A 22025-nucleotide genomic window follows, 5' to 3' on the forward strand; every position below is an offset into this window, starting at 1 on the left:
TGGTTCATAGGCCAAGCCCCAACTATGAAAAAAAGTGTTGACCTTACCACGAAGGCTACCATGCCCACCACTCCATGTAAAACCGGCGCACTACCTGGGGATTTACACATACTTATTGACAGTACCCTCAACGGAGCGCCTTCGCTCAATTTTAGAGCGGATTCTATTTAAAAACCCTCAGCCGCACTGGCTGAGGGGGGGCTTTTATTTCAAGTAATCTGTAACAGCGCCTTTGGATGAGCATTTTACATTATGTGCATATTTTCCTAGAATGCCTTTTTTATATAATTCTGGGGCTTTCCAAGATTTACGGCGTTTTTCCAGTTCTTCCTCAGAGACATCCATAAATATTTCTTTGGTGGATGAATCAATGGTAACCCTATCTCCTTCTTGCAGAAAGGCTATTGGCCCGCCAGTTTGTGCTTCAGGTGAGATATGGCCTACTACTAAGCCATGCGTACCGCCAGAAAAACGTCCATCTGTTAATAAAGCAACAGACTCGCCCATTCCTTTACCTACGAGAATGCTAGAAATGGACAGCATTTCTGGCATGCCTGGTCCTCCTTTTGGACCTACATAACGGATAACGAGTACATCACCATCTTTGATTTCATTGTTCATCACGGCTTTTGTAGCTTCCGCTTCTGTATCAAATACACGTGCAGGGCCAGTATGCCTTGTTACTTTCACACCAGAAACCTTTGCTACAGCACCAGTTGGTGATAGATTTCCTTTTAGAACAATCAACGGTCCATCTTTCCGCTTAGGCTGATCCAGTGGCATGATTACTTTCTGGCCTTCTTTTAATGATGGTGCCTCTTCCAGATTCTCTTTGAGAGTTTTACCAGTTACAGTTAAACAATCTCCATGTAGATAGCCATTTTTATAGAGCAATTTCATAACAGCTTGGACACCGCCAGCACGATGAAGATCCTGCATAACAAACTGTCCGCTTGGCTTCAAATCAGCTAAATGAGGTACTTTTTCTTGCAGACGATTAAAATCATCAATGGTTAAATCTACCTCAGCTGCATGTGCGATAGCCAGCAGATGAAGAATGGCGTTCGTTGATCCGCCAAGTGCCATCACAACAGTAATGGCATTTTCAAATGCTTCTTTTGTCATAATATCTTTTGGGTAGATTCCTTTTTCTAATAAAATTTTCATTGCTTCCCCAGCAGCTTCTACATCGGCAAGCTTTTCTGGCGATTCAGCTGGATTGGAGGAACTTCCCGGCAGGCTCATTCCCATTGCTTCCACTGCCGAGGCCATCGTATTCGCAGTATACATACCGCCGCAAGCTCCCGCTCCTGGACACGCATGACACTCAATGCGATTTAATTGATTATCATCGATTTTACCTGCATTATGCTGTCCAACACCTTCAAATACAGAAACAATATCAATATCCTTCCCATCTAAATTACCTGGTGCAATCGTTCCTCCATAAACGAAAATAGCAGGAACATCTGAATTCGCGATCGCTATCATGCATCCTGGAATATTTTTATCACAGGAACCAATGGCAACCAGACCGTCTAAATTCTCCGCGCCTACTACAGTTTCAATGGAATCAGCAATAATGTCCCTGCTAGGTAAAGAGTAACGCATGCCTTGTGTACCCATGGAAATCCCATCAGATACCGTAATTGTATTGAAAATCAAAGGGACTCCATCCGCTTTCCGTACTCCTTTTTTTGCACGTAAAGCTAAATCATCGATATGTATATTACACGGCGTCACTTCAGCCCACGTGCTCGCAATCCCTACCATCGGCTTCGTAAAATCCTCATCACTTAATCCTACCGCACGAAGCATTGCTCTGTTTGGCGCGCGCATTGTACCATCAAATGCTTTACTATTTGTTCTTACATCTTTTCCCATAATCTACACCTTCCTTTTCGACTATTATAAGAGTAATATTTTTATAGTTCAATCAATTCTATCATTTTATTTTTTGCAGCATAAGAGAAAGCGGTTACTTTATTAGGTTATCAGTATTTTCTTTTATCTAGTTTTTAATGCCTTACTACCATACAACCGCTCGCATATATTGACAATATACGCGATGTTGCTATATTGAAAGAAATACTTTTTCAAATAAGCTTGTATTTTAGAAATATTACGTGTTAAAACATCCGTATTTTCATTCTACGTAGCTGCATTCGTGTTTCGGTATGTAACACAAATATTTCTTTTTCGATTTAATCTATTTTAAAAGGAGTTTATCATCATGCTAAAAGACCAGCACATTCTTAGAATACCCGGACCAAGCCCAATTCCGCCAAGTGTCGGGCGCGCAATGAATCAATCAATGATAGGGCATCGCGGTAAAGAAACGAAAGAATTATTAGAACGCATTCTCCCAAAATTAAAATCTGTCTTTGGCACGAAACAGGATGTTATTCCTGTTGCTGGAAGTGGCACCGCAGGATTAGAAATGGCTGTCAGCAACGCAGCACATCCAGGCGACGATGTTCTGGTTATCGTTAGCGGAGCATTTGGTGATCGTTTTGCAAAAATCTGTCAAGCGTTTCAATTAAAGATCCATCGAATTGATGTGGAATGGGGAGATTCCATTAACCCCCAGACGATTCAAAATTATTTACAGGAACATCCAGAAATCAAAGTCGTTTTTGCTACATATTGCGAGACATCTACTGGTGTATTAAACCCGATTAAATCTCTTGCTAAAACCGTCCATGACTATTCTGATGCACTTTTTGTTGTTGATGGTGTATCTTGTCTCGGCGGTGTGGAAGCAAACATGGATGAGTGGGGAGTTGATATCTATGTAACTGGATCGCAAAAAGCATTTATGCTTCCTGCTGGTTTAATGTTTATTGCAGCTAGCGAGCGCGCATGGAAGGTGATTGAAACAAATCCACAGCCTCGTTTTTATTTAGATATGCGTGTCTATCGGAAAAACTTAGCAAAAGCATCAACGCCTTATACTCCGGCTCTGTCTCTTTTATTTGGATTAGAGCAGGTGCTTCATCTTTTAGAAGAAGAAGGATTGGACAATGTATATCGCCGTCATATGTTAATGCGTGATATGACGCGCGCTGCTTTTAAAGCATTAAATATTCCTTTATTAACAGCAGATGAAGACGGCTCCCCGACAGTGACCGCTGTCCGCCCAGCTGATTTTGATGCAGAAGCTCTTCGCTCCGTTGTTAAAGAGCAATTCAACCTCACGCTAGCTGGCGGACAGCAGCATATGAAAGGTTCTATATTCCGAATCGGCCATATGGGGTATTGCTCTCCAGCCGATGTATTGCAAACGATTAGTTTAATTGAGATTGGCCTAGTGAAAATTGGAAAAGAAATCAAACTTGGACAAGGTGTTCAGGCTGCCCAAGAAATTTATTTGCAACAGGAGGAAAAGTAACTCATGGCATATCGTGTTTTAATTAGTGATCCGTTAAGTGAAGAAGGAATAAAGCCGTTAATAGAAAAAGAGAATATTGAAATTGTTAGAAATCCAGGCTGGGATGAAACAGCACTTTTAGAGAATATTGATCAATTCGATGCTTTATTAGTTCGCAGCCAGACACAAGTCACACGTCCTTTACTAGAAAAGGCTGCTCGCCTGAAAATTGTTGGTCGTGCAGGTGTTGGCGTAGATAATATTGACTTGGATGCCGCGACAGAAAACGGGATTATTGTGGTGAATGCACCAAACGGGAATACGAATTCTGCCGCTGAGCATACAGTAGCAATGATTATGGCACTATCTAGGAATATCCCTCAAGCTTACCATGCTTTAAAGCAAAAGCAGTGGGATCGCAAACGTTTTGTCGGTGTAGAATTAAAACAGAAAACCTTAGGCGTAGTTGGTCTAGGCCGGATTGGTGCGGAAGTAGCAAAACGCGCAAAAGGACAGCGAATGAGCGTGATTGCCTATGATCCATTCTTAACGGATGAAAAAGCAGATCAGCTGGGAATCAAGCGCGGTACGTTAGAAGAAGTGCTACGATCAGGAGATTTTATTACCGTTCACACACCGCTATTAAAAGAAACAAAGCACTTAATTAATGCACAAGCCTTTGAATTAATGAAAGATGGCGTACAAATCGTCAACTGTGCCCGCGGCGGAATTATTGATGAGGATGCATTGTATGATGCGATTGTTTCTGGAAAAGTCGCTGGGGCCGCACTTGATGTATTTGAACAAGAGCCTTTTACAGAGCATAAATTGCTTACTTTACCAGAGGTTGTTGCAACACCACATTTAGGTGCTAGCACGGTAGAAGCCCAAGAGATTGTCGCTATCGACGTCAGTCATGATGTAATCCGATTCTTAGAAGGAAAAGCTGTCCGTCATCCGGTTAATCTCCCTTCTATTCCAAGCGAATCCATGCATCAAATTGAACCATATTTTTATTTAGCAGAGAAGCTTGGTACATTTATCATTGACTTAGCGAATGAAGTGATTCAGGACATTCGAATTACTTATTCTGGAGAATTAAGTGAAATGGAGACTGGCCCTGTCACCCGCAGTGCAGTAAAAGGGATTCTGAAACGTTATCTCGGCAGCCGTGTAAATGATGTCAACGCACTATTCTTAGCTGATCGGAAAGGACTGACAGTTAGTGAAAGCAGAACATCTGCACAAAAAGGATTTACCAATCTGATTACCATTGAAGTAACCGGGCCTTCTGGAACAAGAAAAGTTGCCGGGACGCTGTTAAATGGCTTGGGAGCCCGCCTCGTTCGTGTAGATGAATATCGAGTTGACACTACACCTGAAGGACATATGGTTGTTATTCAGCATATTGACCAGCCTGGGGTTATCGGACGTATGGGAAGTGCCTTTGCCCAACATGATATTAATATTGCAACCATGCAAGTAGATCGTTCTGGTGTAGGCGGCAATGCAATTATGCTATTGACAATTGATCGTCATTTAGAAGACGAAGCACTTGCTGAAATTGCATTATTGGATGAGATTAAATCTGTCACGGCAATTGACTTGTAAAATGGATGATAAAAAACCGTTTGAAGGCAGAAAAATTCTGCACTCAAACGGTTTTTTAATAAATTATTAAAGCTCTTCCTTGTAGACCTTTTTATGGCATAAGAAATTACGATTGCAAGATATCCTTTAGTTCTCTTAGTGTTTTTATTTCATAACTCGGCTCGATACTGCTTTTATTTTCTGCATCAAATCGATTCAGCCACACCGAGTCCATCCCTACTTGATTTGCCCCGACAATATCTGTATTCAGGTTATCTCCTACCATTGCCGCATCTTCTGCTTTGATATGGAGCGTGCGTAATACATAATTAAATATTTCTGAATCTGGTTTTCCAATCCCCACCTCACCAGAGATAAATATATTCTCAAAATACGGTGCTAATTCAGGTGAAAGCTCTAATTTTGTATGTTGCAGGCTCGGTGATCCATTTGTGACTAGAGCAAGACGATAATCATTTTGCAACTGTGTCAGGACATGGAGAGCATCTTCAAATAAGCATGCTGTTTGCATCCGAAAATCTCGAAAAGCACGCGCCAGCTTTTTAGCCAAGATGGGATTATTGATTCCAGTATCTTTTAACCCCTGCAGCCAGGCTGTTTCTTGATATACTGGTGCAATTTCGCGAAGCTTGCGGAAATCCTCTCCTGAATCCTCAAATGTCGCCCACAGGCCTTCAAATGGATTGATTCCAATTTTTTGTGTATATGCATAGGATTGGTAAGAAGCATATAGCTCCCTGGCCCTATCGCGAACATTCCTCTCCAGGTCTTCTGGAGAAATTCCCTCTGCCTCTTCCGCCAGCTGACACGTTAAAACAAAAGCATCCTTCACACTTTTTTTATCCCATAACAGCGTGTCGTCCAAATCAAATAATACCATTTTTTTCATTGTTTTTATCCTCACTTTACCGTCAAATCGGGGATTGTAATCATAATTTAATAAATAAATTTAAAATTTAGTCTTGCTAAAATCTTTTATATGTCTTATGATATATAGAAATTTAATCAATGGCAAGGAGACTTTTGATATGGAAGAACAAACTATTCGCGTACATCGATGTGAAACAAAAAAAGAAAAGCCACAGGATGATCAATTAATTTTTGGTAAATCATTCACGGATCATATGTTTGTGATGGATTATTCAGAACCGTTAGGGTGGCATAATGCGAGCATTGTACCATATCAACCACTACAAATTGAACCTTCTGCAATGGTATTCCACTATGGTCAGTCTGTTTTTGAAGGTTTAAAAGCTTTCCGCACAGATAGAGGAAGCATCGAATTATTTCGTCCAGAGAAAAATATGGAACGTTTAAACCACTCCAATGATCGTTTATGTATTCCTCCGATTGATGAAGCGTTCGCTTTACAAGCAATTAAAAAGCTGGTTTCCGTGGATCAGGACTGGGTTCCGCATACGGAAGGTACATCGCTTTATATCCGTCCATTTATTATTTCTACAGAAACATACATTGGAGTATCAGCAGCTGCACATTATAAATTTATTGTAATTTTATCTCCTGTTGGTGCTTATTATAAAGAAGGTATTAATCCTGTTAAGATTGCTGTAGAAGATGAATATGTTCGCGCAGTTAAAGGCGGTACTGGAGAAGCAAAAACAGGCGGTAACTATGCATCCAGCTTAAAAGCACAAGAAATAGTTGCGAAAAGTGGTTACACACAAGTACTATGGTTAGACGGTCTGGAAAAGAAATATATTGAAGAAGTTGGCAGTATGAATGTTTTCTTCAAAATTAATGGAGAAATTGTTACGCCAAAATTAAACGGAAGCATTCTGGCAGGAATCACACGTTATAGCGTGATGGATTTGTTAAATCACTGGGGAATTCCTGTAGTTGAAAAACGCATCTCTATAGAAGAGGTGTATGAAGCTTATCAAAACGGGGAACTGGAAGAAGCATTTGGTTCCGGTACAGCTGCAGTTATCTCTCCAATCGGTGAGTTAAAATGGGGCGATAAACAAATGATCATCAATGAAGGAAAAACAGGGGATATTTCGAAAAAACTTTACGATACCATTACAGGTATCCAATATGGTCATATAGAAGATCCATTTAATTGGATGCAAAACATCGAAACACCAAGCCCTGTGAAGCATTAATAAAAAACCAAGCCAGGTATATTCCCGGCTTGGTTTTTTAATTAAGGTGTGATTATTGTTCAAACCGTCCGCTAGAAAGAACCAAGAGATTCAAAGCGTTATTTTATGGAGCTGTTTAAACAGCTTTTACAATAATTTATTACCTGCAGATTGCCATAATCGGTACCATTCTTTCCTTGTCAGCGTAACATCAGCTGCTTTGACCATTTCTGAAAGACGTTTTGGCGTCATCGTTCCTACAATGGTCTGAATATTAGCAGGATGGCGTAAAATCCATGCTATCGCAATCGTTTCCGGTGATACATCATATTTTTCTGCAAGTGTATCTAATTCTTGATTTAATACCGGGTATGCGTCGCGGTCCATTAAAAATCCGCCAAAGAATCCATAACGGAGCGGTGACCAAGCTTGGATAGTCATATCATTCATTCGGCTATATTCAAGCACCCCGCCATCTAAATCCATCGCTTGATCAAAGGATGTATTCGCATACAAACCTTGATTAATCATGCCGGCATTAGCAATACTTAACTGTAACTGATTAGCAATCAAGTCTTGATCAACATATTTTTTCAGTAATTCGATTTGACGCGGCCGGAAATTACTTACGCCAAAATGCCGGACTTTACCACTTTTTTCTAACTCTGAAAATGCTTCTGCCACCTCTTCCGGTTCAACAAGTGCATCTGGACGATGAATAAGAAATACATCTAAGTAGTCTGTTTTCAAACGCTTTAAGCTGTTTTCAACAGAGGAGATTAAATATTCTTTGGAAGAATCATAAAACCCATCGCGAATCCCTGCCTTTGATTGAATAATCAAATTTTCACGGATAGATGGATTCATATCGATTGCCTCAGCAAATATCGATTCCGACTTTCCTTTCCCATATATATCAGCATGATCAAAAAAATTGACTCCATGCTCTAATGCATTGTGAATCACCTTATTGGCTTGCTCCTTTGTACTTTGGTGCATTACCATACAACCTAAAGAAATGACTGGAACAGATAATTCGCTATTCCCTAACTGTATACGCTTCATTATAACCCCTCCTCCCTTTATTTTAGCATAATCTCTGGCATTTCCGATAATAATCTGAATTTTTCCGCACCATAATTATAGTGCTTGCCTTGTTATCAATGTATCATTTTAGATAAAAGACATCATGTTGCACTTTGCTGTATAATGGGAAATACTAAGATGATTTAAAAAAAGGGGGTGTAAAGAATGTCAACACCGGAAAAAAACCAAAAATTGATGACATTTAAGGAATATGCTACCTGGACAGAAGGAGATAAATGTGAAGTTTTAAATGGCGAAATTATCAGTATGGCACCATCACCTTTACCTGAACATCAATCCGTTTCGATGCAATTATCTATTGAATTTGGAAGTTATCTTCGAGATAAAGAATGCAATGTATTTGCAGCACCGATAGATGTTTTTTTATTTGAAGATTATCAAAAAAATTGGATAGATGAACACGTTCGAAATTGGGTTATTCCTGATTTAATTATCATTTGTGATGAAAACAAAATTAAAAAAAATAAAATCATAGGCTGTCCAGATTTAGTCGTTGAGATTATATCACCGTCAACAGCTAAAATAGATCGGATGGATAAATTGTTAGCTTATAGCAGGGCTGGAGTAAAAGAGTACTGGATTGTTGATCCCTCCAATCAATTAGTTGAAGTGTACCTTTTAGAAAAAGGAAAGTTACAGCTTCATAATGTTTATACACGTGACGATTCAATTTCTGTCCATATTTTCAAGGAATTAAGAATTGATCTAAAGAATATCTTCCGTGTAAGAAATTAGATAGGTAGTAATTCCAGTCTCTTTGGAATAAGAAAAACCTGTAGAGAAAAGATAATTCTCTCTACAGGCTTTTCTGTTCGTACGATAAATCGGGGTATTCTTCTAAAGCTGTGAGTTATTTTTTCTGATTCTTCATGCTGCCCTCAGCCATCTGAATCATTCGTTTTACCATCTCACCACCGACTGCACCGTTTTCACGAGCAGTGGTATCAGCTCCTAGATTCACATGCATTTCACCAGCGATTTCCTCTTTCATCTGATTTAATGCACGTTCTGCTTGCGGTACTAACAACGCGTTTCTTCGTTTGTCAGCCACTTCAAGCCCCTCCCCTTTTATTCGTAAGCAAGTTCAATACTTGCTTGACATTATCTTTTGCAGAAAGCCATAAATTATACAAAAAGATTCGGATTTTTTGATATTAAAATTGAATGGAGCGGGTTCCTATCAATCGAGGCGGCGCACGATTTTCCGTTTGGAGCGGATATCGGAATGAGTGGAGCGCTTTCCTCTTGGTTTGGAGCGGATATCGACGTGGATGGAGCGCTTTCCCCTTGGTTTGGAGCGAATATCGGTATGAGTGGAGCGCTCTCCCTTTGGTTTGGAGCGGATATCGGAGTGGATGGAGCGCTTTCCCCTTAGTTTGGAGCGAATATTGGAATGAGTGGAGCGGTTTTCCCATTTTCCGAGCGGGTTTCAGTAAATTGAGTTTTTGAACATTTACCTAAAACTTAAGATAAATAAAACGTTTTGGCATAAGTACAGCAAGTGGCACATAAGTATATCAAGGTGATTCAAACAAGATAAATGTACTTTTTTAGAGGAGGAACGTTTGATGTTAAAAGCAGTTTACAGCGTAAAAATTGACTTACCCCAATCGGCCGTTTGGAATTATTTAGAAGATTGGTCTAATTGGGCAAGGCAGGTTCCTGGTTATCAAACACATACCGAAGTTTCAACAGTGGAATCCATTTGGGAGCTTCATGGAAGAGTAGGTTCGATGGCAAAGGACGTAAAAATGCATGTCAGCATTATGGAAATCACAGCCCCTTCTATCGTGCAATTTCGGGTGCGTGATTCGGAAAACCGTTGTCTAGGGAGCGGCTGTTTCGATCTTTCCCAGCTCTCTGACCGTTCCTCCGAACTCACCTGTTTCATAGAGCTTGAATTAAAAGGATTAGCAGGTAAAATGAGTGCGCCATTGATTGCTTCTCTGCTTCCAGTTTTGTTAGAAAAATTGGTACAGCGCATGATAAAGCCTCTAACGGAAGCTGATTCTGTTGCTTTACCACTTTAAAGTCATGATGTTTACTCCTGCTCCCAACAGTGATACATTAATAGAGGTCTAATTATCACTGTTAGGAAAGGAACACGCACATGGAAAAAGCTATACCCTCTAATGCATTTAAAGAATATGCTTATATTATCATTGGAGCAACGATTGTTGGATTAACATATAATATCTTCTTCCTTCCGGCACGATTAGCTGCTGGAGGTTTATCTGGAATTAGTACCATTCTTTATGAACTGTATACAATTAATCCTGCCCTCAGTCAATTTGTCATTAATATCCCTATTTTTATCATTGGATGGATTACTTTAGGAAAGGACTTTAGCGTCAAAACATTAGTCGGGACTTTCTGGGTTCCACTCGCTATTTTTCTATCTTCTGATATTCCCATTACAGTTACCAATCCATTCTTGAGCGCTCTTTATGGCGGACTTATCCTTGGTGCAGGTCTAGGAATCGTTTATAAAGGAAATGGATCCACTGGTGGCACAGCAGCTATAGCCCAAATTGTGAAAAAATTCACGGGTATTTCTAGCGGTTATTCACAATTTATAGTAGATGGGCTAGTTGTTATCACTTCTATATTCGTTTTCAGTCTCGAGCTGACACTGTTTGCATTAATGGCTATTTATATTAGTGGTAAAGCCATTGACGTTGTCCAATTACGAACTTCAGCAACGAAACTTGTGATGATTATTACAAATGAAGAAGAAAAAGTCCAACAGCTTATTCAGGATGGAATTGATCGAGGTTTAACAAAAATCCGATCTGTCGGCGGCTATACAAAACTGGATAAAACCATGATACTATGTGTTGCCGAACAACCTGAAGCGGTGAAGCTGAAAAAATTGCTGCAGGAGGAAACGCCTGAAGCATTCACTATTTTCATCAACGCTTCCGAAATTCTGGGGAGAGGCTTCTCACTCGATAAATATTATGGACAGAAATTTTAAGTTACGGATAACAGGAAGAAAGAGCCAGAATACAATGGATATATTTCCAAGGTATTCTGGCTCTTTTGCTGAAGATTTATCAAACGTATTTCATTCTGCCAACGAAGTTTCTGTTTTTTCTTCCATTCGTCTAGCCTGTTTTGCGCTCTATCCTGCTTTTCTAAAAAAAGATGCAAAAACAGCAACCATTGCCGATCTTTGTAAGCACATTGATCATGTTTGTGCACTTGGCGGAGAAAAAAATATTGGCTTCGGGTCTGATTTTGATGGGATTGAATATTTTATAGATAAAGTCACCGACGCATCCTGTTATGGTTATTTAATAAATGAATTACTAAAACACTATACAGAGGAGCAGGTTAGAGGGTTTGCCTATCAAAACTTCATGAATCTGCTCCCGGATTTATCTAAATTTCTCGGATGATCACAGATGGCTCGTACATTAGAATGGGTTGCGATGGGATGGTCAGCTTGTTCGATCACATTCCAAAAAGCTTGGACAGAAAGATGCGATACATCCGTCAAAATATCATGCGTATTGTTTAATTGGACAACTTCTCTTCCCAGTCTAGTCAGTCCTGCTCCGCGGGGCTCTTTAGCGCCATCTGCACATAGATTGGCGTGGTTCCACGTTAAGCCAAAGGATTTCACACCCATTTGGTAAAGTGTCTGAAGCTTTTGCATATCATTCCCGATTGGTTCAGCACCTTCTAAAGTTAATACTGCACCAATTTCATCAGGAGCAAGCGTATCAATATCCTTCCACTGCCGAATAAGTTTTACCTGCTCGTGTTTTCCAATAATTTCTTCGTGAAAAATCGTTGCTTGTTCAACCGCACATTCCCATTGATCCATGCTAGATGTTTCTGGAGGAACAAAAATCGCAAAAAATTGAACACCAACATTCCCAGCCTCTAATCGCTGCAGGTTCGTTGCCAGTTCTGGCGCATCCCGAAAATCAAGTACTTTATGTTCTCGTCGTGCTGATTGCAGTTTAAATAATGCGTCGCAATGGGTATCGATTACCTTCATTTGTCCCATTCCTTATAAATTTTTATGCTCTCTTTGCCTTAACTCAACCCGGCGGATTTTTCCTGAATTTGTTTTTGGCAACTCGGAAATAAACTCTATTTTTCGCGGATACTTATACGGTGCAATCTGCTGTTTCACATAATTTTGGAGCTTCTTAACAACTTCATCGTCCCCGATAATATTGGCTTGCAAGATGATAAATGCTTTAACCACATGCCCTCTTATCGGATCCGGACTAGCAACGACGGCACATTCTTTAACATCTGGATGTTTTACAAGTGTATCCTCGATTTCAAACGGCCCAATCGTATAGCCAGAGCTAATAATAATATCGTCACTTCTTCCTTCAAACCAAAAATAGCCGTCTTCATCCATTTTTGCCTGATCTCCAGTAACGTAGTAATCTCCACGATGTGTTTTCATCGTACGTTCTTCGTCTTTATAATACCCTCTAAACAATGCAGGGGTATCTAACGGAATTGCAATGTCTCCAACCTCACCTGGTTTTAACTGCTGACCATCTTCATCGATAATCACTACTTCATTTCCAGGGGTTGGTTTTCCCATTGCTCCAGGGCGGACTTCCGTACCTTTTAAGAAACCAAGCAATAAGGTACTTTCCGTCTGCCCGTATCCATCTCTTACTGTAATATTAAAATGATGCTTAAATTTATCAATGACTTCACGATTCAAAGGCTCTCCCGCAGAAACAGCACTGTGCAATGCATCCAAATGATAGTCATCTAAATTGGAAAGCTTGGCCATTAAACGATACTCTGTCGGTGTACAGCAGAGCACATTTACTTGATACTTCTCCAACAGCTCTAAATATTTTGCAGCGTCAAATTTCCCTTCATATACAAATGCAGTTGCTCCTGTTCCCATTACAGAAAGGAAAGGACTCCACACCCATTTTTGCCAGCCTGGTGCAGCTGTCGCCCACACTGTATCTCCATCTTGAATACCGAGCCAATAACGAGGTGCGCTAGACATATGAGCGAATCCCCATCCATGTGTATGAATAACAGCTTTTGGATTCCCAGTAGTTCCAGATGTATAAGATAAAAATGCAACATCATCTCTTTTTGTTTTGACAGTCTCTAATTGGTCAGAGGCTTGTTCCTTCTCCTTGTCAATGGACGTCCAATCTGCTAACTCGCTGCCGACAATAAATTTTGTTAACTGTTCATACTCTACAACGCCTTTAAATTCATCGATAACAGCTGGAGTCGCAACAACACCCTTGATTTCACCATGCGTGATACGATATTGTAAGTCTTTTGTCCGCAGCATTTCTGAGCTTGGAATAATAATAATGCCTGTTTTTAATGCTGCGATATATAATTCATATGCTTCAATACATCGTGGTAACATAATCAATAATTTGTCACCATATTTCAAACCCTGTTTTAATAAAATATTACCAACCTTATTCGCATTTTTTATTAAATTCCTGTACGTAATTTCTTTCGTATCTCCATTTTCCTCTTCTAAAATAATCGCTTTTCTTTCTTCATCAGCTGCATATTTTTCAAACTCGGAAGTGATGTTATACCATTCTGGGGCAATTAAATCCGACTTTTTCATAATGTTCCTCCTCCGATTAGTACCTAATCCTATTTGTAAGTAATTATATCAGAAACTAGGATAACTTCAAAAGTATATGAATTTTCAAACGCCACTGCATGTAATTATTACAATTAAAAATTCTATCCTTTAAAATAAAGGTGTATGATTAATTCAAAAGGGAATAGTAACATAAGGGAGTGTTGACGATGCCATCATTTAATGAAAAAGATTTTGATAAAGCATATGATAAAGAAACAACAAAAATTAATAAACAATTAGATAAAGATATTATTTTTGCGATGATTGGGGATATCAATACCGGAAAATCATCGACCATTAATCAGCTCATTGGCGATGACGTTGCAAAAGTTGGCGCCCGTCCTGGAGAAACAGTTGGTATTGATAAATATATTTATCGCGACAAGATTATCTTTGCGGATACGCCTGGGCTTGATGATATTAATCATGTGAATTCAGAAGAAACATTTCGCTTTTACCGAGAAGCAGATGTCATCTTATTTTTCCTGAATGCTGCAGGAACGGTTTTTTCAGAAGGAGAAAGAAAATCCTTTGAAACCATAAAAAAAGAAAATAAACATATTGTTTTTGTTTTAAATAAAATTGACGCAGCGGATGATATTCCCGCACTTGTTCAATATGTGAAGCAGCATACATCCGATCGCTATCCAGTTATTCCAATTTCTTCCCGAACTGGAGAAAATATCGACAAATTACGAAATCAGATTTTAGAAATTCTGAAAAAAAAAGAAAAGGAAATTCAATTCGCTCGGCTTATTAAGGAAAAATCACAGACAGCGAACAAATGGATTTTAGCAGCTTCCGGTTCAGCTACTGCTATTGGAGCAGTGCCTCTTCCGGGATCGGACTTCATTCCACTAACCGGTATCCAGGTTGGATTAATGGTAAGACTAGCAACATTATATGAAAAACCTTTATCTAAGAAAAAAGCAAAAGAACTAACGATTGCAACGATTACCGGCAACATTGGCAAAACGATTTTTCGTCAAGTATCCAAATTTGTTCCCGGTGCAGGATCGGTTATCGGCGGCAGTGTTGCCGGGGCGATGACACTATCGATGGGATACGCTGTAAAATATGCCTACGAAAATAATATTGAATTAAATGCAGAAACATTGAAGTCTCTATATAGCTATTTTCATAAAAAAGGCAAAGAAGACCAGAAAGAAGAAAACCAGTAAACCAGAAAAGTACATGCAGCCAAACGTATTGCATGTACTTTTTATTAATCATTCGGTTATACGAAATCCGATTCTAAACCTCAAACTCATCTTTTAAGATAGAATAGATTTTAAGATCCTCTTGCTTTCCTTTTCGGCACATGGATTTTCTTAACGTTCCTTCATAGGTCATTCCTAGTTTCTCCATCAACTTATATGAAGCAATATTGTCTGGATGGCATCTTGCATAAACGCGTTCCAGTTTCATTTTTTCAAATCCAAAACGAAGAACTGCCCTTCCTGCTTCTGCCCCGATTCCTTTCCGCCAATAATCCCGTGAGATAGCATAGGCAAGTTCTGCAGAATAGTGCTTCTGATTCCACTGTAAATCAATGGTTCCAATAACACGGTTCTTCTTCTTCCAAACGATTGCCCAGGCTCCCTTTGTGCCTTTTTTATATAGATCCAGCAAAAACGCGATAAACTCTTCCGTATCCCCACGTGTTGTATGTGTTTCCCACGTTAAAAACGTTGTCAATTCTGGATCGGAAGCATAGTCATAAACATCCTGCAAATCTTCTTTTTTCATTTCTCTTAAAAGCAGTCGTTCTGTTTCTAATACTGGAAACGGAATAAACGGAAATTCTTGCATTGCTTCACCTCACCTTTACATGAAAATTAGGACTATTATACACAAAATCATCCGCATTTTGAAGTATTTCTCATCACGACAAGAAAAACAAATCCAATAACGAAACGTTTTTTATCCTGCACTATATAAAAACCTTGATAATGTAAGAACAAAAGCGCAGAGCGCCTGTTTAAAAACGTAGAGATTGGAGTGGCACAACTGAGATAAAGGAAACACGGTGAGGTAACGAACCGATGTTGACTTATCGTAGGGCGTGACGGGAAATCTCCTAGTTTTTGGCGCTCGGAGCTGGACACGGCTATTTTCTATAATTAGTTATCCACAAGGAAATAATTCTATAATTTCCTATGCAACAAGAAAGAAGCCGAAAAGACCTTCTGAAGTCTTCCCAGCTTCTTTCTCCGATTAAATCCGCTGTTTATGCATATCTTTCCCATCATACGTATAAAGTGTTTCCCTCTTTTCAACGACTGTTTCTAAATGAACTGCTCTGCCCCATAATTGATAAATATATGGTAAAACATGCTCCAAGTATTTAATATCTAATTCAATATCTTCATAGCCATGACGTAAATAAAGCTCTCCATTGCGGAGATAGTCGCCATTTTCTACCGTAATATATGGGAAGCCGCCGTTGACACGCTGGGAGACAAGCTGGTCCCGAATCTGTATATAATCTTTTTGTGTAATTCGATAATCTCTTCCTTTTTTCTCAAAAAGATACAGATCCTCTCTTTCAACTAATTCTTTGGTTAAATAATTTCGGATAAAAGATATATCTGATTCCATTTCACGTACTTCAAACATTTTTTCTCTGCCTTGATTGGGTTTACAGCCGTTCCGTTTCATTTCTTCTGTTGGATTATTATAGCGTTCTTCAATATCTTCAAAAATCTTTATCCCCAAATAATAAGGATTAATCGAAGTTCGTGAAGGCTGGACAACACCAGCATTTAATTTAGCATATTCTAAGGTTTCCGATGTCGTTAAATCTAATGCACGTAAGATTCGTTGATGCCAATAGGATGCCCATCCCTCATTCATCACTTTGGTTTCTAATTGCGGCCAAAAATACAGCATTTCTTCGCGCATCATCGTCAGCACATCACGTTGCCAATCCTCCAGCTCTCTGCTGTATTCTTCAATAAATAATAATATATCTTTTTCAGGAGAGGGCGGGATTTTCTTTTGTCTTTTTGTTTTTTTCCTCTGTGTCCGTTTTTCACTCTCATCTAAATCCCAGAGATCATCATATTCTCCTCTTTTTTTCTGGGTATCCTCATCCGTGCCGTCATCCTCTGTTTTTGGATGCAGCTTATAGCGGACAATGGAAGGATCTATATGCTCCTGAATCGATAAAATAGCATCCAAAAAGCTCTCTACTTCTTCTTTTCCATGTACCATTTCGTAATGAGCAATCCGCTCTGCCGTTGCTGTCATGCTCTCTACCATATCTCTTCTTGTATTTGAAAAACGAATATTATTTTTAAAGAAATCACAATGGGCAAGGACATGTGCAATAATCAATTTATTTTGGATAAGGCTATTCGTATTCAATAAAAAGGCATAACAAGGATCCGAATTAATCACCAGCTCATAAATTTGACTCAAGCCTAAGTCATATTGCAGCTTCATTTTATGAAATTGTTTCCCAAAGCTCCAATGCGTAAACCGTGTCGGCATTCCATATGCACCAAATGTATAGATAATATCTGCTGGACAAATCTCATAGCGCATCGGATAAAAATCCAGTCCAAATCCTTTCGCTACCTCCGTAATTTCTTCGATAGCTTTTGTTAATTCCTTTGTTTCGTTCAAGTGGATTCCCCCTTTATTCTGCTACTACTAGTCTATGTTGTTCGGATAAAATCTTGCCCCGCCGAATCTTCTTTATCCAGATAGACCAAGAAAGTTCATTAGGTATTGGATGCCTAGGGTCGAACCTAAACAGAGCATCCGCCAAGCTTTTCGGGGCGGATGCCTCAGAATCATTTCAACTTGTTACGTTAAATTATTTACTAAATTGACATGCTTTCCTGCGACTGTGATTATCTGCACTACCCGAAATAATTATAAAAGTTATATTTTCTCAATATAAATAATAAGTTCAATATTCAGTATATAATAGCTTCATTAAGCGATTATTTTTTATACACGCTCTGGCGTCTTCTTAAAAAAGCTTTTCATCGCATGATATACATCTGCCTTCTCTTTTAAAATATAGTGTTTAAATTTAGGGTTATCAATGTTTTTATAAGCGTTCATTAACGTAGAATAACGATTATAGCCATTTACCTCTCCATAGCCAAACATATTCGATTTCTCCATCAACTGATTGACTAACTCAATGCATGTCTTGTTATCTGAACTAATATTTTCTCCATCCGAAAAATGAAATGGATAAATATTATAACGGGTCGGATTATATTTTTCTTCAATAACTTCTAACGCTTTATAATAAGCAGATGAACAAATGGTCCCCCCGCTTTCCCCTTTGGAAAAAAATGCCTCCTCCGTCACAACTTTTGCTTCCGTATGGTGGGCAATAAATTCAAATTCAACGCTTTCATATTTTGTTTTTAAAAAACGATTCATCCAAAAGAAAAAGCTGCGGGCAATATACTTTTCAAAAGCTCCCATAGAAGCACTCGTATCCATCATCGCAAGGACAACCGCTTTGGAATCACGGCGAATTACTTCATTCCATGTCTTAAAACGTAAATCATCATTGTAAATCGGGGTGATCTGTGCTTTTCCATCTCGGGAATTCCGCTTTAAAGCAGTTAATATTGTTCTTTTCTTATCCACATTTCCCATTAATCCTTTTTTGCGCACGTCATTAAATTCTACTTTTTCGGTGATAATCTCGGATTTTTCTTTTTCTTGCAGATTGGGAAGCTCTAACTCTCGAAATAACGCCTCTTCTATCTCTGCAATAGATACTTCTGACTCATAATAATCCTGGCCAGGCTTATCCCCAGCTTTCTTGCCATTACCGGCTCCAGCCTGCCCATCTCCGCCAGCTGGTGCGCGTGCAACAATATCTCCAATTTCCGAATCGCCATTTCCTTGCCCTACATGTTTTGATTTTTCATAGTTATACCTGATTTTATACTCATCTAAAGAACGAATTGGGATTTTTACCACGTCTTTGCCATTAGACATAATAATATTTTCCTCACTGACCAGATCGGGTAGGTTCTTCTTGATCGCATCCTTAATTTTCTCATTATGCCGCTGTTGATCTTGATAGCCTTTTCTGTGGAGAGACCAGTTTTCTTGGGAGACTACGAAATTATGCTCTTGCTCATTAGACATTCGAATCCTCTCCTTATATTTTTAATCATTTTTCACTCATCAGTCCTTTTAATAAACATATTTAGAAACATGCTTTATCTATTCTATGCAAGAGGGAACAGGTTATTGCAACTGGATTAGAAGAATTTGCAGCCTGATTGCTAGAATAAGACAAAGAGACTGAATCAGTTACCTAAAAAACATGAAAGTAACGCTGATAGAGTTCCATATGGTTGGACGAAGCTCCCTTATACAGAGGGGGCATCCATGATGATTAAATAATACACAAGGGTACCCCTACCCGATTACGGTACATTTTTATTTCTCCTTAGGTGTAAAAAGAAGAAGCAGTATCCATCTAATTTGATAGATACTGCCCCTCACATATCCTTTTATCGATTCAACAAACTACCAACATAACGCAAGAGTTCATTGGCAGACACAGAATTATAGCCATGTTCATCAATAAGACGTGCAATGACCTCGTTAATTTTCTTCAACTGTGATTCATTTGGTGTTTTCGAAGACGTTGTAATTTTGACGACATCTTTTAAATCAGCAAACAATTTCTTTTGAATGGCTTCACGCAGGCGTTCATGCGATTGGTAATCAAATCGTTTTCCTTTTCTTGCGTAAGCAGATAAGCGAATTAAAATCTCTTCACGGAAACCTCTTTTCGCATTTTCCGAGATGCCAATTTGTTCCTCAATCGAACGCATCAGCTTCTCATCCGGACTCATTTCCTCTCCAGTGAGCGGATCACGTAATTTATTTTTATTACAATATGCCTCCACATTGTCCAGATAGTTATCCATCAATGTTTTTGCAGATTCCTCATAGGAATAGACAAATGCTTTCTGAACTTCTTTTTTCGCAATTTCATCATATTCTTTTCGAGCAATAGAAATATAATTTAAATAGGTTTCCAAGTCATCCTTCGAGATAGAAGGATGCTGATTCAGCCCTTCTTTTAAAGATCGCAGGACGTCTAATGCGTTAATCGATGGAACCTCTTTTCGTATAATCGTAGAAGAAATACGATTGATAACATACCTCGGGTCAATACCTGACATACCTTCATCCGAATACTCATTTAATAGGTCTTCCACATCGATTTGATTGTAACCCTCTACACTTTCTCCATCATAAAGGCGCATCTTTTTCACAACGTCCACATCTTGTTTCTTGGATTCTTTTAAGCGGGTCAAAATAGAGAATATTGCCGCTACCCTTAATGCATGCGGAGCAACATGTACGTCTGCAATATCACTTTCTTGAATCATTTTTTGATAGATTCGTTCCTCTTCACTTACTTTCAAATTATATGGAATCGGCATGACAATCATTCTAGAGTGAAGTGCTTCATTCTTTTTATTAGAAATAAAGGACCTGTATTCTGATTCGTTTGTATGAGCTATAATAAGTTCGTCAGCGGAAATTAAAGCGAATCTTCCTGCTTTAAAATTCCCCTCCTGTGTCAATGAAAGCAAGTGCCATAAGAATTTCTCATCACTTTTTAAAATCTCCTGAAATTCCATCATTCCCCGATTTGCTTTATTTAACTCCCCATCAAACCGATAAGCGCGCGGATCGGATTCGGATCCAAATTCTGCAATCGTCGAAAAATCAATGCTTCCAGTTAAATCGGCGATATCTTGTGATTTAGGATCAGATGGACTAAATGTACCGATTCCTACTCGTTTGTCCTCTGAGAAAAAGATTCGTTCTACCTTCACATCTTCAATCCTGCCGCCATACTCTTTTTCTAAACGCATCGTATTAAGCGGTGATAAGCTGCCTTCAATCCGAACCCCATATTCTTCAAAGAAGTCCTCACGCAAATGCTGTGGAATGAGGTGTAAGGGATCTTCATGCATCGGGCAATTTTTTATGGCATATACTGCGCCTTCATCTGTACGTGAATACTGTTCTAATCCTCGTTTTAGCAAACTAACAATCGTTGACTTCCCGCCGCTGACTGGGCCCATCAATAGTAGAATTCGTTTCCTTACATCTAATCTTCTTGCTGCTGGATGAAAATACTCTTCTACTAATCTCTCAATAGCTGATTCTAAACCAAAAATGGATGATCCAAAAAACTGATACATTTTGTGATTGTCTTTTTCTTTGACCCCCGCACTCTTGATCATATTATAGACGCGAGAATGAGCAGTCTGTGCGATTGTCGGGTTTTCCTTCACTAAATCTAAGTATTCCGCAAATGTCCCTTCCCATCCTAATTGCTTCTCTGCTTCTCTATCGTGTTTTACTTTGTTTAAAATATCCATCGCAGGCTCCCTCCATCTTGCAACGATTTCTATATCCTATGCAAGAAAATCTTAAAACATGCTCTAAGGAGATATTTTGAAACCAAAAGTATGTAGCACTCTTTTAAAAAGCGTAAAGATTTCATCCCCGTACTTTAGGGAGCTCCGGCTTTAGACGACTTTTCTTTGTTTTTGATGGTGAGGGAAAACGATTTTGCTCAAGTGGGATGCCAGACATTTATTCATAATAAAGAAAAAACATTCTTGGAAAAAAGAGGATGAAACTTTTTTGGCTCAACCACATTTATTGAAGGACTTTTTCATTATATGTATCAAAATCATACCTCTCTCCATGAACAATTGTGTACTGCGCATCTCCGCGTTCTATCATCCAAACCATTACTTCTCTTTCATCTGTTTGTGCTGTCACAGCGAATAAATCTTTTTCATCTGATAATCCAAGCGATTCTATATAGTCATCTTGAAGTTCTCGGTCACGAATTAATGTTATATTCATCATATTTACCCCATACATCCCCCGAACGTCCTCCGCTAACTCTTTGGTTAATTCATCTATAGGATGTGTATCTAAATACGCTTCCGAAAAATACGAAGCTACTTTATCCTCCTCTTCCATGATGGCAGCTTTATACATATCACTCACGATTCGAGCGCTGGACGAACTTAAGCATCCTGACAAAAAAAGCGGAATGCATACAACGATTAATAGTACTAGGCGTTTCATGTGATTAACTCCTTACTTCTATGCTACCTTGATTGTAAGTGATTTGAACATGTTTGTGAAGATGATTTACGGGAGAATCATCTTCATTTGAACCTCC

20 protein-coding genes are annotated in these 22025 nt (G+C 39.0%); 9 read left to right on the plus strand and 11 right to left on the minus strand.

What is annotated here, in order from left to right; translation table 11 throughout:
• Nucleotides 1-204: 204 nt before the first annotated feature.
• Nucleotides 205-1884, minus strand: a complete 1680-nt coding sequence (gene ilvD / locus KI343_RS15140; RefSeq protein WP_212927262.1) for a dihydroxy-acid dehydratase — start codon at nt 1882-1884, stop codon at nt 205-207.
• Between the two features lie 349 nt (nt 1885-2233).
• On the opposite strand from ilvD, the gene KI343_RS15145 reads away from it, so the two are divergent.
• On the plus strand, nt 2234-3391 hold the full coding sequence (locus KI343_RS15145; RefSeq protein WP_212927263.1) for a pyridoxal-phosphate-dependent aminotransferase family protein: 1158 nt from the start codon (nt 2234-2236) through the stop codon (nt 3389-3391).
• Between the two features lie 3 nt (nt 3392-3394).
• The gene (gene serA / locus KI343_RS15150; RefSeq protein ID WP_212927264.1) at nt 3395-4981 is read left to right on the plus strand and encodes a phosphoglycerate dehydrogenase; all 1587 of its coding nucleotides are present in this window, start codon (nt 3395-3397) and stop codon (nt 4979-4981) included.
• Nucleotides 4982-5087: 106 nt separating this feature from the next.
• Here the strand turns inward: serA and KI343_RS15155 are convergent, their stop codons facing one another.
• Nucleotides 5088-5870, minus strand: coding sequence for an HAD family hydrolase (locus tag KI343_RS15155; protein ID WP_212927265.1), 783 nt, complete (start codon nt 5868-5870; stop codon nt 5088-5090).
• Nucleotides 5871-6009: 139 nt separating this feature from the next.
• On the opposite strand from KI343_RS15155, the gene KI343_RS15160 reads away from it, so the two are divergent.
• Entirely contained in the window at nt 6010-7104 is a 1095-nt protein-coding gene (locus tag KI343_RS15160) for a branched-chain amino acid aminotransferase (protein WP_212927266.1), read from the plus strand.
• Nucleotides 7105-7230: 126 nt separating this feature from the next.
• On the opposite strand, the gene KI343_RS15165 is transcribed toward KI343_RS15160, so the two are convergent.
• Nucleotides 7231-8148, minus strand: coding sequence for an aldo/keto reductase (locus tag KI343_RS15165; protein WP_212927267.1), 918 nt, complete (start codon nt 8146-8148; stop codon nt 7231-7233).
• A gap of 186 nt (nt 8149-8334) precedes the next feature.
• Between KI343_RS15165 and KI343_RS15170 the strand changes: the two genes are divergently transcribed.
• Nucleotides 8335-8925 (plus strand): Uma2 family endonuclease, encoded by a 591-nt coding sequence (locus KI343_RS15170; RefSeq protein WP_212927268.1) that lies wholly within the window; start codon nt 8335-8337, stop codon nt 8923-8925.
• 115 nt (nt 8926-9040) lie between these two features.
• Here KI343_RS15170 and KI343_RS15175 read toward each other — a convergent pair whose 3' ends face one another.
• A complete protein-coding gene (locus KI343_RS15175; protein WP_212927269.1) occupies nt 9041-9241 on the minus strand; it encodes an alpha/beta-type small acid-soluble spore protein in 201 nt (66 codons plus the stop codon).
• A 57-nt stretch (nt 9242-9298) separates the two neighbouring features.
• Between KI343_RS15175 and KI343_RS15180 the strand changes: the two genes are divergently transcribed.
• The 4 genes from KI343_RS15180 to KI343_RS15195 all read left to right on the plus strand — a co-directional run bounded on the left by KI343_RS15180 (nt 9299) and on the right by KI343_RS15195 (nt 11591).
• The gene (locus tag KI343_RS15180) at nt 9299-9565 is read left to right on the plus strand and encodes a hypothetical protein (protein ID WP_212927270.1); all 267 of its coding nucleotides are present in this window, start codon (nt 9299-9301) and stop codon (nt 9563-9565) included.
• A gap of 193 nt (nt 9566-9758) precedes the next feature.
• Complete coding sequence (locus KI343_RS15185) at nt 9759-10220, plus strand: SRPBCC family protein (RefSeq protein WP_212927271.1); 462 nt, start codon at nt 9759-9761, stop codon at nt 10218-10220.
• A gap of 80 nt (nt 10221-10300) precedes the next feature.
• Complete coding sequence (locus KI343_RS15190; RefSeq protein WP_212927272.1) at nt 10301-11167, plus strand: YitT family protein; 867 nt, start codon at nt 10301-10303, stop codon at nt 11165-11167.
• A 34-nt stretch (nt 11168-11201) separates the two neighbouring features.
• Nucleotides 11202-11591 carry a membrane dipeptidase gene (locus tag KI343_RS15195; protein ID WP_244856997.1) on the plus strand — a complete coding sequence of 130 codons (390 nt, stop codon included), beginning with the start codon at nt 11202-11204 and terminating at the stop codon, nt 11589-11591.
• On the opposite strand, the gene KI343_RS15200 is transcribed toward KI343_RS15195, so the two are convergent.
• Nucleotides 11543-12199 carry a dipeptidase gene (locus KI343_RS15200; protein ID WP_212927274.1) on the minus strand — a complete coding sequence of 219 codons (657 nt, stop codon included), beginning with the start codon at nt 12197-12199 and terminating at the stop codon, nt 11543-11545. The two genes, KI343_RS15195 and KI343_RS15200, sit on opposite strands and share 49 nt — an antisense overlap.
• Before the next feature lie 12 nt (nt 12200-12211).
• Nucleotides 12212-13786, minus strand: coding sequence for an acyl-CoA synthetase MbcS (mbcS, locus tag KI343_RS15205; RefSeq protein WP_212927275.1), 1575 nt, complete (start codon nt 13784-13786; stop codon nt 12212-12214).
• 188 nt (nt 13787-13974) lie between these two features.
• Between mbcS and KI343_RS15210 the strand changes: the two genes are divergently transcribed.
• Nucleotides 13975-14988 carry a YcjF family protein gene (locus tag KI343_RS15210; protein ID WP_212927276.1) on the plus strand — a complete coding sequence of 338 codons (1014 nt, stop codon included), beginning with the start codon at nt 13975-13977 and terminating at the stop codon, nt 14986-14988.
• 73 nt (nt 14989-15061) lie between these two features.
• Here KI343_RS15210 and KI343_RS15215 read toward each other — a convergent pair whose 3' ends face one another.
• From KI343_RS15215 to KI343_RS15235, 5 genes are all read right to left on the minus strand, one after another.
• Nucleotides 15062-15619 (minus strand): GNAT family N-acetyltransferase, encoded by a 558-nt coding sequence (locus KI343_RS15215; RefSeq protein WP_212927277.1) that lies wholly within the window; start codon nt 15617-15619, stop codon nt 15062-15064.
• A 405-nt stretch (nt 15620-16024) separates the two neighbouring features.
• Entirely contained in the window at nt 16025-17437 is a 1413-nt protein-coding gene (locus KI343_RS15220; protein WP_374705447.1) for a SpoVR family protein, read from the minus strand.
• 330 nt (nt 17438-17767) lie between these two features.
• Nucleotides 17768-18937, minus strand: a complete 1170-nt coding sequence (gene yhbH / locus KI343_RS15225; protein ID WP_212927278.1) for a sporulation protein YhbH — start codon at nt 18935-18937, stop codon at nt 17768-17770.
• 371 nt (nt 18938-19308) lie between these two features.
• Entirely contained in the window at nt 19309-21204 is a 1896-nt protein-coding gene (locus KI343_RS15230; protein ID WP_212927279.1) for a PrkA family serine protein kinase, read from the minus strand.
• Nucleotides 21205-21487: 283 nt separating this feature from the next.
• Nucleotides 21488-21928 carry a hypothetical protein gene (locus tag KI343_RS15235; RefSeq protein ID WP_212927280.1) on the minus strand — a complete coding sequence of 147 codons (441 nt, stop codon included), beginning with the start codon at nt 21926-21928 and terminating at the stop codon, nt 21488-21490.
• Nucleotides 21929-22025: the final 97 nt, after the last annotated feature.

Source organism: Oceanobacillus sp. J11TS1, from assembly GCF_018333215.1.
In the GTDB taxonomy this organism is placed as follows: Bacteria; Bacillota; Bacilli; order Bacillales; family Amphibacillaceae; genus Oceanobacillus.

Coding starts and splice junctions, on each gene's coding strand:
- ilvD (WP_212927262.1), bottom strand. CDS start 1,884: ATGGGAAAAGATGTAAGAACAAATAGTAAAGCATTTGATGGTACAATG.
- KI343_RS15145 (WP_212927263.1), top strand. CDS start 2,234: ATGCTAAAAGACCAGCACATTCTTAGAATACCCGGACCAAGCCCAATT.
- serA (WP_212927264.1), top strand. CDS start 3,395: ATGGCATATCGTGTTTTAATTAGTGATCCGTTAAGTGAAGAAGGAATA.
- KI343_RS15155 (WP_212927265.1), bottom strand. CDS start 5,870: ATGAAAAAAATGGTATTATTTGATTTGGACGACACGCTGTTATGGGAT.
- KI343_RS15160 (WP_212927266.1), top strand. CDS start 6,010: ATGGAAGAACAAACTATTCGCGTACATCGATGTGAAACAAAAAAAGAA.
- KI343_RS15165 (WP_212927267.1), bottom strand. CDS start 8,148: ATGAAGCGTATACAGTTAGGGAATAGCGAATTATCTGTTCCAGTCATT.
- KI343_RS15170 (WP_212927268.1), top strand. CDS start 8,335: ATGTCAACACCGGAAAAAAACCAAAAATTGATGACATTTAAGGAATAT.
- KI343_RS15185 (WP_212927271.1), top strand. CDS start 9,759: ATGTTAAAAGCAGTTTACAGCGTAAAAATTGACTTACCCCAATCGGCC.
- KI343_RS15190 (WP_212927272.1), top strand. CDS start 10,301: ATGGAAAAAGCTATACCCTCTAATGCATTTAAAGAATATGCTTATATT.
- KI343_RS15195 (WP_244856997.1), top strand. CDS start 11,202: ATGGATATATTTCCAAGGTATTCTGGCTCTTTTGCTGAAGATTTATCA.
- KI343_RS15200 (WP_212927274.1), bottom strand. CDS start 12,199: ATGAAGGTAATCGATACCCATTGCGACGCATTATTTAAACTGCAATCA.
- mbcS (WP_212927275.1), bottom strand. CDS start 13,786: ATGAAAAAGTCGGATTTAATTGCCCCAGAATGGTATAACATCACTTCC.
- KI343_RS15210 (WP_212927276.1), top strand. CDS start 13,975: ATGCCATCATTTAATGAAAAAGATTTTGATAAAGCATATGATAAAGAA.
- KI343_RS15215 (WP_212927277.1), bottom strand. CDS start 15,619: ATGCAAGAATTTCCGTTTATTCCGTTTCCAGTATTAGAAACAGAACGA.
- yhbH (WP_212927278.1), bottom strand. CDS start 18,937: ATGTCTAATGAGCAAGAGCATAATTTCGTAGTCTCCCAAGAAAACTGG.
- KI343_RS15230 (WP_212927279.1), bottom strand. CDS start 21,204: ATGGATATTTTAAACAAAGTAAAACACGATAGAGAAGCAGAGAAGCAA.
- KI343_RS15235 (WP_212927280.1), bottom strand. CDS start 21,928: ATGAAACGCCTAGTACTATTAATCGTTGTATGCATTCCGCTTTTTTTG.